This window comes from Plantactinospora mayteni (genome assembly GCF_016862935.1).
GTDB lineage: Bacteria > Actinomycetota > Actinomycetes > Mycobacteriales > Micromonosporaceae > Plantactinospora > Plantactinospora mayteni.
In genome coordinates this window covers 50,358-63,599 of the sequence record NZ_BONX01000007.1, presented here as the reverse complement: position 1 = coordinate 63,599, position 13,242 = coordinate 50,358, and the positions used below count along the sequence as shown (strand labels likewise).

The 13,242-nt window shown below is 72.7% G+C and carries 13 protein-coding genes; 3 read left to right on the top strand and 10 right to left on the bottom strand.

From position 1 onward, the window contains the following. Positions 1 to 98: 98 nt before the first annotated feature. The 9 genes from ilvD to Pma05_RS05965 all read right to left on the bottom strand — a co-directional run bounded on the left by ilvD (position 99) and on the right by Pma05_RS05965 (position 9,197). A complete protein-coding gene (gene ilvD, locus Pma05_RS06010) occupies positions 99 to 1,805 on the bottom strand; it encodes a dihydroxy-acid dehydratase (protein WP_203856293.1) in 1,707 nt (568 codons plus the stop codon). Continuing rightward, positions 1,802 to 3,340, bottom strand: a complete 1,539-nt coding sequence (locus Pma05_RS06005; RefSeq protein WP_203856292.1) for an FAD-dependent oxidoreductase — start codon at positions 3,338 to 3,340, stop codon at positions 1,802 to 1,804. Before Pma05_RS06005 ends, ilvD begins: the two co-directional genes overlap by 4 nt. 57 nt (positions 3,341 to 3,397) lie before the next feature. Then, positions 3,398 to 3,649 carry a hypothetical protein gene (locus Pma05_RS06000; protein ID WP_203856291.1) on the bottom strand — a complete coding sequence of 84 codons (252 nt, stop codon included), beginning with the start codon at positions 3,647 to 3,649 and terminating at the stop codon, positions 3,398 to 3,400. Then, positions 3,646 to 4,824, bottom strand: a complete 1,179-nt coding sequence (locus Pma05_RS05995; RefSeq protein WP_203856290.1) for a hypothetical protein — start codon at positions 4,822 to 4,824, stop codon at positions 3,646 to 3,648. The genes Pma05_RS06000 and Pma05_RS05995 overlap by 4 nt, the downstream gene beginning before the upstream one ends. Then, positions 4,821 to 5,357, bottom strand: a complete 537-nt coding sequence (locus Pma05_RS44305) for a UGSC family (seleno)protein (protein WP_425567654.1) — start codon at positions 5,355 to 5,357, stop codon at positions 4,821 to 4,823. Before Pma05_RS44305 ends, Pma05_RS05995 begins: the two co-directional genes overlap by 4 nt. A 230-nt stretch (positions 5,358 to 5,587) precedes the next feature. After that, on the bottom strand, positions 5,588 to 5,908 hold the full coding sequence (locus Pma05_RS05980) for a muconolactone Delta-isomerase (RefSeq protein WP_203856287.1): 321 nt from the start codon (positions 5,906 to 5,908) through the stop codon (positions 5,588 to 5,590). A 150-nt stretch (positions 5,909 to 6,058) separates the two neighbouring features. After that, positions 6,059 to 6,853 carry a 4-carboxy-4-hydroxy-2-oxoadipate aldolase/oxaloacetate decarboxylase gene (locus Pma05_RS05975; protein ID WP_203856286.1) on the bottom strand — a complete coding sequence of 265 codons (795 nt, stop codon included), beginning with the start codon at positions 6,851 to 6,853 and terminating at the stop codon, positions 6,059 to 6,061. Beyond that, complete coding sequence (locus Pma05_RS05970; RefSeq protein ID WP_203856285.1) at positions 6,850 to 7,584, bottom strand: PIG-L deacetylase family protein; 735 nt, start codon at positions 7,582 to 7,584, stop codon at positions 6,850 to 6,852. The genes Pma05_RS05975 and Pma05_RS05970 overlap by 4 nt, the downstream gene beginning before the upstream one ends. A 425-nt stretch (positions 7,585 to 8,009) precedes the next feature. After that, complete coding sequence (locus Pma05_RS05965) at positions 8,010 to 9,197, bottom strand: LLM class flavin-dependent oxidoreductase (RefSeq protein ID WP_203856284.1); 1,188 nt, start codon at positions 9,195 to 9,197, stop codon at positions 8,010 to 8,012. 498 nt (positions 9,198 to 9,695) lie between these two features. On the opposite strand from Pma05_RS05965, the gene Pma05_RS05960 reads away from it, so the two are divergent. Genes Pma05_RS05960 through Pma05_RS05950 form a run of 3 tightly spaced genes read left to right on the top strand, consistent with a single transcriptional unit; the run spans position 9,696 to position 12,381 of the window. Further along, a complete protein-coding gene (locus tag Pma05_RS05960) occupies positions 9,696 to 10,814 on the top strand; it encodes an aliphatic sulfonate ABC transporter substrate-binding protein (protein ID WP_203856283.1) in 1,119 nt (372 codons plus the stop codon). Next, positions 10,811 to 11,653: an ABC transporter permease gene (locus Pma05_RS05955; RefSeq protein ID WP_203856282.1), complete on the top strand. Its 843-nt coding sequence runs from the start codon at positions 10,811 to 10,813 to the stop codon at positions 11,651 to 11,653. The genes Pma05_RS05960 and Pma05_RS05955 overlap by 4 nt, the downstream gene beginning before the upstream one ends. After that, entirely contained in the window at positions 11,626 to 12,381 is a 756-nt protein-coding gene (locus tag Pma05_RS05950) for an ABC transporter ATP-binding protein (RefSeq protein WP_203856281.1), read from the top strand. Before Pma05_RS05955 ends, Pma05_RS05950 begins: the two co-directional genes overlap by 28 nt. A gap of 356 nt (positions 12,382 to 12,737) precedes the next feature. On the opposite strand, the gene Pma05_RS05945 is transcribed toward Pma05_RS05950, so the two are convergent. Further along, the gene (locus Pma05_RS05945; RefSeq protein WP_203856280.1) at positions 12,738 to 13,220 is read right to left on the bottom strand and encodes an NADPH-dependent FMN reductase; all 483 of its coding nucleotides are present in this window, start codon (positions 13,218 to 13,220) and stop codon (positions 12,738 to 12,740) included. Between the last annotated feature and the right edge of the window lie 22 nt (positions 13,221 to 13,242).

Below are 13,242 nucleotides of genomic sequence, written 5' to 3'. Positions count from 1 at the left end.
CGCTGACCAGCGACAACGTGGTTCGACCAGGATATGGCGATCGTCAAGTGCCCACCGCCACCGCCACTGGCTCATCAGCCGCCGCTGTCGCCACCTGTTCAGCCACCGCTGTCGGCGGTCGCTTGCGGTGGCCGGCCGCCGAGGGTGGCGCCCTCGGTCAGCGGGCCGACCTCGCGGGCGTACACGTCGAGCCAGCCGCAGCCGACGGCCGGGACGAGTGGCGGGAGTCGATCTCGGCGCGCGGCGAGGATCTTCTCGTCCACCAGCAGGTCGACGCGGCGCTCCGGTACGTCGACCAGGATCTCGTCGCCCTCCTCGACCAGCCCCAACGGGCCGCCGGTCGCCGCCTCCGGCGCCACCTCGCCGACCACCAGCCCCTTGTTGACCAGGCCGGAGAGCTGCCCGTCGGTGATCACGGCAACGTGTTCGCCGAGGCCAGCGCCGTCCAGCGCGAAGACGAAGGCGGAGGTCAGCCCCATCCCGGGCGAGCCGCGCAGGCCGAGCCCGCGCAGCACCAGTACCTCGCCCCGGCGTACGTCGCCGCGCCGGATCGCGGTCAGTCCCTCCTCGCGGGAGGTGAAGACCCGGGCCGGGCCCCGGAACCGCAGCGGGGCGTCGTCGGCGACCGTACGCTTGATGATCGCTCCGTCCGGCGCCAGCGAGCCGCGGACCACGACGATGGCCGGATGCCGGGCCAGCGGGTCCTCCAGTGGGCGGATCACCTCGGGGTCGGCCACCCGCACGTCCGACAGCAGTTCGCCGAGCCGGGGCCCGGTGACGGTGGGCGCGTCCAGCCGGAGCAGCGGCGCGAGCTGCTTCAGCAGCGCCGGGGTGCCGCCCGCGTCCTCGAACTCGTCGACGTGCCGGTCGCCGTTCGGCTTGACCCCGGTCAGCAGCGGTACGTCGCCGGCCAGTTCCTCGAAGAGGCGCCAGATGTCGACGTCGCGGCCGGCCTCCACGGCGACCGCCTGGAGATGCTTGAGGCAGTTGACCGAACCGCTGACCGCCAGGATCGCGGTCACCGCGTTGCGGAACGCGTCCGGGGTGAGGATCTGCCTCGGCCGGACGTCCTCGGTGACCAGCTCCACGATCCGGGTACCGGCCGCCTGCACCGCCCGCCACATCCGGTCGCCGTTGGCCCGTACCGGGGTGCTGCCGGCCATCGCCATCCCGAGCGCCTCGCAGGCGATGTGCATCGAGTTGGCGGTACCCATCCCGGCGCAGACCCCGGGGCCGCCGATCGCGCACTCACTCATCTCGCCGAGTTCGGCGACGGTGAGCCGGCCGCTGGCGACGTGCCCGGCCCGCAGGAAGATGTCCTCGAAGTCGACGTGTTCGCCCCGATAGCGGCCGGTCGCCTGGTAGCCACAGGCCAGCACGATGGTCGGCAGGTCGAGCCGGGCGGCGGCCATCAGGTGTGCGGGCGCGGTCTTGTCGCAGGAGGCGAGGCAGACCATGCCGTCGAGCTGGGCCCCCTCGACCGCCACCTCGATGTCGTGCACCACCAGGTCCCGGCTGGGCAGGATGTACTGGCCGGCCCGGCCCGCGCTGGTGATCGCGTCGCTCGGTGCGGCGGTGCGTACCTCGAACGGCACCCCGCCGGCCGACCTGATCGCCGCCTTGAGCGGTGCGACGATGCCGTCCAGGTGGCTGAAGCAGCTCGCCAGCCCGGACGAGCTGTTCACGATCGCGATCTTCGGCTTGACCTCGTCCTCGGCGCTCAGCCCCATCGCCCGCCACTGGGCCCGGCGCATCGCCCACCGGGTGGTACCCGGCTCGAAGTTGCTGCGCAGCGGCCGGCTCATCGGCGCTGCCCCGTACCGCCGGTCCGGGCGACCTCCGGCCCGCCGTCGGCGCCGGGCATGAAATCCCGGCCCAGCCCGCCGTCGATGCCGGCCGCGGCGACCCGGTCCGGTGGCAGATCGGTGCCGGCCGCAATGCCCCGGTCCGGCGGGAGGTCGGTGCCGGCTGCGGTGTCCCGGTCCGGCGGGAGGTCGGTGCCGAGGTAGGCGCCGTCGTCGGCCAGCCGCTCGCGCAGCGTCGCCACGTCGACGTCGCGCAGCGGGACCCCGGCCGAGAGGGCGAGGTCGGCGGCGGTGCCGGCGGCCTGACCCATCGCGAAGCACGGCCCGGTGACCCGGGCCGAGGACTGGCCACGCTGGGTCATCGAGGCGCACCGGCCGGCCACGAGGAGGTTCTGCACCACCTGCGGCAGCATCATCCGGTACGGGAGCTGGTTGAACCCGCGGGACGCCAGGTCGGCGCGGGGGAACCGGAACTCGACGTCCCCGGCGACGTGTGCCTCCACCGGCCAGCCGTTCACCCCGATGGTGTCCGGGAAGTCGACGCAGTCCAGGATGTCGTCCTCGGTGAGCTGGTACGGGCCGACGATCCGCCGGGTCTCCCGGATGCCGATCTGCGGCGAGAGGTCGACGACGTACGAGTCCTCGAAGCCGGGGGTGTGCTCGCGGATGAAGGCGAAGGCGTCCCGTACCTGCCGGCGGCCCTGGATCTCGCCGTGGGTCAGCCCGTCGACGTCGGTGCCGTCCACCGCGCTGCCGTCCGGATTGCTCAACTGGGTCAGGTTGGCCCGCCACTCCAGCGGGTTACGCTGCGGCCGCACGATCGGCTTCTTACGCGGGAAGCGGTGCGTACCGGCCCGTTCCGCCTCGTCCATCAGCCGGGCGACGGTCTTCCACGCCTCGCCGGCCCGGCCCGGATCCACCCCGTTGATCCGGAACATCAGCGACGGATAGAGCAGCTTCGGCGAGACCTCGTACGGCGCTCCGGCCCAGGCCGCGAGGTCGCCGTCGCCGGAGGCGTCGACGAAGACCCGCCCCCGGATGGCGCTGCGGCCGGACTTCGACTCGACGATCACCGCGTCGATCTCGGTCGGGTCGGCCATCGACACCCCGACCGCCATCGCGTGGAAGAGCAGCTTGCCGCCGCCGGCCAGTACGAGGTCGTCGGCGGCCATCTTGTACGCCGAGATGTCGAACGCCTGCGCCATGATCCGGTCGGCGACGGAGAGGTGCGGGGCGTTCAGCCCGTCCATCCGCGCCAGCCGGTCCAGCAGTTCGTCGGTGAGTCCCCGGACCACCCGGCGGTGCTCGCCGTGCACCCGGGCGTGCAGCCCGCAGAAGGTGCTCAGTCCACCCATCGTGCCGGCCCCGCCGAGGAAGCCGTACCGCTCCAGCAGGATCGTCGAGCGGCCAGTCCGGGCCGCCGCCGCGGCGGCCATCAACCCGGCCGGACCACCGCCGACCACCACCACGTCGTACTCGCCGCGTACCGGGGTGGCGCGGGCCGGTTCGCTGATCTGGGACTCTCGGATTGCCATGGATCGCCTTTCACCCGGGTGGCGGCGGGCGCGGCCGGGCTGGTCGGATGGGAAGGGTCAGTGCTCGGCGGGGAGTTCGACCCGGCCGACCCGGTAGCCGGTGCCCTCCAGCGCGCTGCCCAGGATGGCCTCCATCACCGGGGCCGGGACGAGGCACTCGGCGCAGGCGTTCTCGGTGGCGGCGACCCGGAAGGTCACCGCGCCGTCGGGGTCCAGTTCCCAGGCGGCGGCGTAACCGTCCCGGGCCAGCACGGTCACGATGTCGGCGAACGCGGCGTCCAGGGCCGGATCCTTCTGCTCAGTGCTCATCGCGCATCCTTCACTCGGGCGGTGGCCGGGCGACCACCGCGGGGTCCGAACGTCTCGGCCACCGCCGAGACGCCCGCGTTGGAGGCACCGGCGACGACGACCAGCACCGCGTCCGGGGAGTTGAGCACCCGGACCTGGTCCGTCTCGCCGTCCAGTACCGCGTCCGGGTGGTCCCGGGGAATCCGCCAGCGGGTGTTCCGGGAGACCGCGCCCTTGCCGACCGCGTCCAGCGACGCCCGGCTGTGCACCGCCCGGCCGAAGAGCGCCCGGCGTACGTCCGCTTTGGACAGACCGGTCCGGGCCAGCAGGTGCGCGTGCTCCGGCCCCAGTACGACGCAGGCGCTGATCGTCTCGTGCACCAGCGCGCCGGTCCGGGCCACCGTGTTGGCGAGGTCGTTCAGCAACTGGTCCGCCTCGATCGTGTGCCGGGCCTCGATGTGCACCACCGAGCGGGTCATCATCGCGGTCACCGTGCTCTCCCCGGCCGGGAAGCCGAGTTCGGCGGGCAGCGCCGGCCAGGGGCTCTCCTCCTCGTTCTCCGCAATGCAGCAGGTGTACTTCGCCGGGGTCCCCTGGGTGGCCTGGTCGAGGACGTGCGGGCGGAGCCCGAAGGCGTTGATCGCGGTCAGCCGGATGGCCCGACCGATCGTCGCGTTCGCCCGGAAGCCGGAGCCGAAGATGTTGCCCCGGCTGTTGATGCCGAGCCGCTCCCGGGCCGGTCCGTTCACCACCAGCATGGTGCCGTTGCCGGTGGTGCTCTGCCAGATGCCCCTGCCGGCGTACCCCTCCTCGGTCAGCGCCGCCCAGGCCGCCAGCACCACCGGGAAGTACTCCGGGCGGCAGCCGGCCATCGCGGCGTTGACCGCGGCGAGCCGTACCGAGCAGGTCCGGTTGAGGTGCGGCATCGCGAAGACGGTCTCGTCCGGGTCGGCGTCCACCTGGGCGAGGAACTCGGCGAGCAGGCTTTCCGAGCAGGGCACCACCGGCAGCCCGTCGGTCCAGCCCTGGTCGTAGTAGTGCTCGATCACCTGCCGCGCCGAGACCGGGTCGAACGCGTTCGGCACCTCCGCCGCCGGCTCCGGATCCGCCACTCCCACTCCGGCCGGATCCGCCATCCGCGCCGGCTCCGCCACCCGGTTCGGGTCCGCCACCTGGCGGGCAGCGGCGGTGGTCACTGCTCCACTCCCAGGATCCGCAGCAGCCGGGGCATCATCTCTCGAACCCTCTCCTGTACCTCGGGCAGCGTCAGGCTGGCCACCGGATGCGGAACGGTCACGTACTCGAAGCCGGGGAACCCGAGCGCCCTGGCCATCGCGTCGGCGGGCACCCGGAAGGCGTCGGTGCAGACGCTCACCGCCGGGATCCCGGCACGTTCGAGCAGAACTCCGTCGGCCAGACTGGCCGCGCTGCACGAGCCTCAATCGCCGACCGCCGCGACGGCGAAATCACACTCCTGCACGATCCGCTCGACCTGGGTCTGCTCGACCGGCGTACCGAAATAGGGCTTGGTGTAGAGAATTACCTCGCGTACGCCGTATCCGCGCTTGAGTTGTTCGCCGACTTCCTGGAGCAGGACCGCCGCATTCGGCTTCGTATTGTTCAACAGGCCGAGAGTACGGCCGCGTAATGTTCCCGGCCGGGGCGCCAGAGTGGTGTTCGAGGTGAGATCGCCGTTACCGGTCGGATCGATCAGTGGTTCGAATGCCATCGTGGTGACGATCCTCCCCGGATTCCGTGATGCCGCCAGCCGTCCTGTCCCGTCGGGTAGAAACCTGTCAGGTAGAAAATAGGGAAGCCGGCCGGGCGGGGTCGATACGCAAATGACGGGCCGGCATGGCCGGTCGGGGCGGGTCCAGCTACGTCATTTGACGCATCCGGCCGCCCCGCCCCGGCCCGACGACCCGAATTGCCGGGTACGCCCCACAGCCGGAGCGCCGGCTATCCCGCCGTGCCGGAGCCGGCGGCCGGCCCGGGTGGCGCCCCGCGCTCCTGCGGGTGCACCGCCAGCGGCTGGATCTCGATCTCCAACCACGGGAACATCGGCAGCGACGAGAGCGCGTCGTGCAACACGGTGGCGTCCTCGGCCTCGTACAGCCCGATCGCGTGCTGGGTGCCCGGCACCCGCCACAGCCGGCGCAGGATGCCCGCGTCCCGCAGTTGCCGCGCGACCTGTCGCTCGCGGGGCCGCAGTTCCTCGCGGAGCCGGCGGGACTCCTCGTCCGCCGGCATCCGGTTGAGCTGTCGTACCAGAAACTCCATTCGGCCGTGGCCTCCTCGGTGCGACTCGGCCGCCGCCGGTCGCGAGGGTTCCGCGACCGGCGGCCGAGTATGGGCTGGTCAGGACGTGTCGCTGGCGACCAGGCAGGACATGTTGTCGGCGACCGGTCAGGCCGCGTGGTCGGCTACCGGTCAGGCCGGGCCGGTGGAGCCGGCTCCGGCCGTGGCCGGGTCGGCGGCAGTGGTCGGACCGGCGGCGGTGGTGGTGGTCGGCACGGTGGTGGTCGGCACGGCGCCCTGGTCGGTGGCGTCGACGTACCGGACGCCAAGCCGGTCCAGCAGCGGGCGGAGCTGGTACATGTCCAGTCCGAGCACGCCGTCGGCGAGTTGGCGGCGCTTCTCCTCCTCCTTCGCCTCGCGCTCGGCCCCGGCCGCGGCGACCTCCCGGGCCCGCTCACGCGGCACCACCACGACCCCGTCGTCGTCGGCCACGATCGCGTCGCCGGGACGGACGTAGGCACCGCCGAGCACGATCGGGACGTTCACCGAGCCCGGGCTGGCCTTCACCGTGCCCTGCGCCGAGACCGCCCGGGACCAGACCGGGAAGCCCAGTTCGGTCAGCGCGGCCACGTCCCGGCAGCCGGCGTCGATGACGAGACCGAGGACGCCACGGGCCCGCAGCGAGGTGGCCAGCAGTTCGCCGAAGGCGCCGTCCGTGCTGGGCGAGGTGAAGCCGACCACGAGTACGTCGCCGGGCCGGGTCTGCTCCACCGCCGCGTGGATCATCAGGTTGTCGCCCGGCTGGGCGGAGACGGTGACCGCCCGGCCGGCGATCCGGGCCCCCGGGTAGATCGGCCGGAGCAGGTGCCCCAGCAGGCCGGTGCGGCCCTGCGCCTCGTGCACCGTCGACACGCCCTGCCGGGCGAACTGCGCGACGGCGTCGGCCGGCGGGGCGGCGTCGGTCCGGACGATGACGTGGCCGGTCACAGCAGCTCTCCGCCGACCACCGGGAAGACCCGCTGGTACGCCTCGGCGTGGCTGATCGACCGGTCGCCACCGTTGCGGACGGCCTGCACCCCGCGCCGTACGCCGAGATCCGTGTAGTACGCGACCAGGTGGCCCTGGGCTCCCATGATCCGCATCGCCTCGACCTTTCGGTCGAAGACCGGGGTGATGTCCAGCAGCAGGTTCGGCAGGAAGCCGCACTGCTCGGGCTGGTGCGGCTCGAACTGCAACACGTTCGGCGCGCCGATCGGTCGGGTGTCCCGGTCGTGCCCGGCCGCCTGGGCCACCATCCGGGCCCGGAGCACGATCTCGTGGGTCAGCGAGTGGTCCAGGTTGTACGGGTCCTTGGCCGGATGGGTGACGATCACGGCCGGGTCGATCCGGCGGATGGTCGAGACGACGCTGTCGTAGAGGTCGTCCGTGGCCCGCAGCGGGTAGTCCCCGGCGTCGAGGAACTCGATCTCGGCGCCGAGCACCTTCGCCGCCCGGCTCGCCTCGTCGCGTCTCGCCTCCTTGACCCGCTCCAGGGTCATCCCGGGCTGCTTCCACAGCCCCTGCGATTCGCCCTTCTCGCCGAAGGTGAGGCACAGCACGTGGACCTGCTGGCCCCGGGATGCGCCGAGCGCGATGGCGCCACCCGCGCGCCAGACAAAGTCGGCGGCGTGCGCGCTTACCACGAGGATCGGACCTCGCCCGATCGGGGACGCTGTCATCGACAATCCTTTCCGAGCGGTTCCGCGAGTGCGTCGGTACGCCCCGGGCGGAAGCCGCGATGCTTGTCGGAGGCAGACCGATCATAGGTGCGGGCAACACTATTGCCAATAACATTGTCAACAATCTCGGCCGCGCCGGGGCGTACCGATAGATGCCGGAGAGCCCACCGGGCCGGCGGTGCCGGGATAGGTCGCGGAACGGTTTTCCGAAATGGCGGCACCGACGGCGGGAACGTCGCGGGGCCTGTCCGGCTACCGCCCGGCGCCCCTCCCCGGTCACCGAACTGTCCCGCCGGATCCCCACCGGATCCCCACCGGCCGCACACCGCGACGAGCGAAACCCGCCGGCCACCGCACTGGCCGTGGTCGCAGCCCTTCTTCGCCCCCGGCTCGGGACACCGGCCCGGCCCCCGGCCACCGAGCGGTCACCGGGCGGCGCCACCCGGGGTGCCGGCGGTGCCGTTCGGCGTCGAGGCGGCGAACGGCACCTCGGCAACCGGTGCCGACGCCTCGCCGACCGGGTGCCGCCACAGCCCGCGGCGGCGCAGGATCGGCAGCACACCCTCGCCGACCCAGTACGCCTCCTCCAGGTGCGGATGTCCGGAGAGGATGAACTCGGTGATGCCGAGGGCGTGGTACTCGGCGATCCGGTCGGCCACCTCGGTGTGGCTGCCGACCAGTGCCGTACCCGCGCCGCCGCGCACCAGCCCGACCCCGGCCCAGAGGTTCGGCGACACCTCCAGCCGATCCCGGGAACCACCGTGCAGGGCGAGCATCCGGCGCTGCCCCTCGGACTCGCTGCGCCCCAGTCCGGCCTGGACGGCCGTGACGTCGGAGTCGGCGATGCCGTCGAGCAGCCGCTGCGCCTGCGCCCAGGCCGCCTCGGTGGTGTCCCGCGCGATGACGTGCAGCCGGATCCCGAACCGGAGTTCCCGACCCGCCTCGGCGGCCAGCCCCCTGATCCAGGCCAGTTTCTCGGCCACCTGCGCGGGCGGCTCGCCCCAGGTCAGGTACACGTCGCTGTGCCGTACCGCCACCGGGCCGGCCGCCTTGGAGGAGCCACCGAAGTAGATCGGCGGGACGGGGTCGGGCAGCCGGTTCAGCCGGGCCTGCTCGACCCGCAGGTGCTCCCCGGTGTGGCTGACCGTCTCCCCCCGCCACAGCGCCCGTACGACGTGCAGGAACTCGTCGGTACGCGCGTACCGGGCGTCCTTGTCGAGGAAGTCGCCGTAGCCGCGCTGCTCGTGCGACTCCCCGCCGGTGACCACGTTGAGCAGCAGGCGTCCCTGGGAGAGCCGCTGGAAGGTCGAGGCCATCTGGGCGGCCAGGGTCGGCGAGGTCAGTCCGGGTCGGAACGCCACCAGGAACTTCAGCCGCTCGGTGACCTCGGTGAGCATCGCGGTGGCCAGCCAGGCGTCCTCGCACCAGGCACCGGTGGGGGTGAGCGCGCCGACGAAGCCGAGCTGTTCGGCGGTCCGGGCGATCTGCCCGAGGTACGCCACGGTGGCCGGCCGGGCACCTCCGGCGGTACCCGCCGGCAGCCCGTGCCCGCCGCCGACGATGTCCCGGCTGTCGCCGTAGGTCGGCAGGAACCAGTGGAAGGTGAGCGTCATGTCTCTCTCCGATGAGGCTGCGCCCGGGTCGCGGGCGGGACAGGTGGACGTCGGGCGGACATCGGCGGTCGCGGGCCGGCCGGTGCCGCCATTCCGATCTCTGGTCCCGGTACTCTATCCATAAATCCTATCGGTTTAGTAGGCTAACTCTGGCGGCCCGGCCACAGCGACGTGCGCCCCGCCGCATCCGGGCGTCCCCGGTCCGGCACCGACGCCCGCACCACACCCGACCCGCGCTGAGTCGCCCCGAATTCGTTGCCGGCCAACCGAACCGCCCCAACCGAAACTGACCCGACCCGAACACCCCGCCGGCCAGCGGAACCGACCCCAGCGTTCCGGGTCACGCCGTACCCGATCCCGCGTTTCCGACCTCAGCGTTCCGGATCCCGTCGTACCCGATCGGGAGACCGGCCCGTCCGGGACCGGGCCACCGGCCCGGCCGCGCCGAGGTCGGTGCGGCGCCGGTAGCCGGATCCCATCCCCTTCAGGAGCATCCCGATGTCCCACCACACCCTCAGCCCTCCCCGCCGTCGCCGACCCGACGACGCCGCTCGCCGATCCGACGACGCCGTTTGCCGACCCGACGACGCCGTTTGCCAACCCCTGGACGGTGGTGGCCGGTCCGCCGAGGGTGGTCGCCGCCGGCCGACCGGGCCGATCCGTTCCGGCCGGCGACGACATATCCGCCTCGCCGGCCTGCTCGCCGTGGTCCTGGCGGGGATCGGGGCGATCGCCGGATGCGGCGACGACAGCGCCGGCGCGGACTCCGGCGAGTTGCTCGTCGGCTACCAGCGGTTCGGCGGGCTGAGCCTGGTGAAGGCCCGCGGCGAGGCCCCGGACGCGAAATGGTCGCTGTTCGAGAGTGGACCGGCGCTGACCGAGGCGCTCAAGGCGGGCGCGATCGACATCGGCCAGGTCGGCGAGGCGCCGCCGGTCTTCGCCGCGGCCGGCAAAATCAAGTTCCGGATCATCGGTACGTCGGAGCCGGTGCCGCAGGGCGAGGCGGTGTTGGTCAAGGAGGCCAGGGGCTTCCGCAGCTTCGCCGACCTGAAGGGGAAGACGGTGGCCCTGAACAAGGGGTCGAACGTCAACTGGCTGCTGGTGAAGCTCCTGGAAGCGCACCAGATGACGCTCGCCGACATCAACGTCAAGTACCTCAAGCCGGCCGAGGCGCGTCCGGCGTTCGACAACGACCAGGTCGACGCGTGGATCATCTGGGACCCGTACTTCGCGCTGGCCGAGCAGCCCGGGGTGAAGATCCTGGCCGACGCCACCGGGCTGGCCAGCAACCGGGAGTACGTCCTCGTCTCGCCCGAGGCGTTGGAGCGCAAGCCCGAGCAGATCCGGAGGTTCCTGGAGACGTACCGGAGCGTCACCGACTGGGGCATCGCCAACCCGGAGCAGCGGACGAAGATCCTGGCGCCCGAGCTGAAGATCGACGAGCCGACCACCGCCCGGGCACTGGCCCGCAGCGCCAGGCCGCTCGCCCCGGTGACCCCCGAGATCGGCGCCGAGCTACAGGCGATCGCGGACGGCTTCACCAAGCTGGAGCTGATCCCCGAACCGGTCGACATCGCCTCCCTTGTGGACGACCGGTTCGGCGAGGTGTTCCGGTGACGGAGACTCTCGTCGAGAAGCCCACGCGACCGCCCGCCGCCCCGGCGGCCACCCGACGGTCTGGCCACACACCCCGACGGCCGGTACGGCGCTGGCGACGGGCGGTTACCCCGGTCGCGCTCCTGCTGCTCTGGCAGGCGGCGTCCCAGACCGGACTCCTGCCTCCGGAGAAGCTTTCCGCGCCGAGCGCCGTGGCCCAGACCGGTTGGCGGCTCGCCCGGGACGGCACGCTCGGCGTACACCTGCTCGACTCGCTGACCCGGGCCGGCATCGGGCTGGCGATCGGTGGCACCCTGGCCCTGGTGCTCGGCGCCATCGCCGGTCTGCTCCGGCTCGGCGACGACCTGGTCGACCCGCCGGTGCAGATGGCCCGGATGCTGCCGCACCTCGGGCTGGTGCCGTTGCTGATCATCTGGGTCGGCATCGGCGAGTCGCTGAAGATCACGCTGGTGGCGCTCGGTGCGTTCTTCCCGATCTACTTCAACACGTACGCCGGGATCAGGGACATCGACGAACGCCTGGTCGAGGCGGCCCGTACCTGTGGACTCGGCCAACTGGCCCGGATCCGGCACGTCGTACTCCCGGGTGCCCTGCCGTCGCTCTTCCTCGGCCTACGGTTGGCCCTCGGCGCCGCCTGGCTGAGTCTGGTGGTCGGTGAGCAGGTGAACGCGCAGACCGGGATCGGCTTCCTGATGATGGAGGCCCGCGAGTTCAGCCAGACCGATGTGGTCCTGCTCGGCCTGCTCGTCTACGCGCTGCTCGGCCTGCTCTCCGACCTGGCGCTGCGGATGGCGGAACGGAGGACCCTGACATGGCGACGCGGACTCCAGGCGGTCTGAGCACCGCCACCCGGCCGGTCGTCACCGCGCACGGGGTGCGCCGGGCGTTCGGCGAGACCGTCGTACTCGACGGCGTCGACCTCGCCATCGCGCCGGGCGAGGTGGTGGCGCTGCTCGGCGGCAGCGGCTCCGGCAAGAGCACCCTGCTGCGCATCCTGGCCGGGCTCGACCCCGAGGCAACCGGTGAGATCACCCGGACGGGCAGCCAGGCGGTGGTCTTCCAGGAGCACCGGTTGCTGCCCTGGAAACGGGTGGCCGACAACGTCTCACTCGGCGTGCCGGGCGCCGGGGTACGGCAGCGGGTCGCCGCCGCGCTCGCCGAGGTCGGGCTCGCCGAGCGGGGCCGGGCGTGGCCGGCCGAACTCTCCGGCGGGCAGGCCCAGCGGGTCGCCTTCGCGAGAGCACTGGTCCGTGAGCCGGCGCTGATGCTGCTCGACGAGCCGTTCGGCGCCCTGGACGCACTCACCCGGCTGAAGATGCAGACCCTGTTCGGTCGGCTGCACGCCGAGCACGGGTTCGCCGCCCTGCTGGTCACGCACGACGTGGACGAGGCACTGCTGCTGGCCGACCGCACCCTCGTACTCGACGACGGACGCATCGTGGAGGACGCACCGGTGCCGCTGAGCCGACCCCGTGCCCCCGACCACCCCGGCTTCGGACCGTTGCGCCGGCACCTTCTCGACCGACTCGGCGTACGCCCGGACCAGGACGGCGACGCCGGCACCTGACCGGTCGGCGGCCTCCGTGGCCCCTGTGGCGCTCGGTGGCCCCCGTGGCGCTCGGTGGCCATCGCGTGCCGGTCGGGGCCGCGCCCGGAGGGCGACGCGGATTGGCGTGGCCGCACCGGCGTCGGCTGTCCGCGCCTGCGGACCGGCGCGCGGGACCAGTGACCACCCGCCCGAGTCGGTGTGCCGGACCGACGACAGCAGCCTGCCTGGGTCGGGGTGCCGGACCGACGACCTCCTCGGCCGCCGGCTGGGGCCGGGGCTCCGGCCGCACCTGGTCGGCGTACCCGACTGGCGACAGTGGTGATTCCGCGGTCTCGCAGACGCCGGGCCAGAGCCGGGCCTGGTGGGCCCGTACGTCAGGCTCGGACGGGCAGTGTGGCGACGTAACCGGCGGCCAGGTCCGGGTCGCCGAGGCTGGACTCCGGCACCGCCAGGCCGGGTCGCACCTCGGCGCCGAGTTCGACGAGCAGGCCCCGCAGGTGTCGCTCCGACTGGGCGGCCTGGGTCGGGGTGGCACCGACGGTAACCGGGACCGCGACCACTCCGGCCAGCCCCTGGTGCGGCAGGTGGTCGAGGAAGACCTTCAGCACCCCGGTGTAGCTGCCCTTGTAGGTCGGCGTGGCGACCACCAGGATCTGAGCCGCCCGCGCCGTGGCCACGCCATCGGCCACCCCTGGATCGTCTGGTACCAGCAGGGCCGGCCCGTACTCCGCCAGGTCGAGGACGATCGGCGGTCCGGCGCTCTCCCGCCGGGCTACCTCCTCGGCCACCGAGGTGGCGAGCCCTCGAGTACGCGACCCGGGTCGCGGGTTGCCGGAGATGACGACGATCTCGCTCACGTGCTCCTCCACCCGGCGCCGT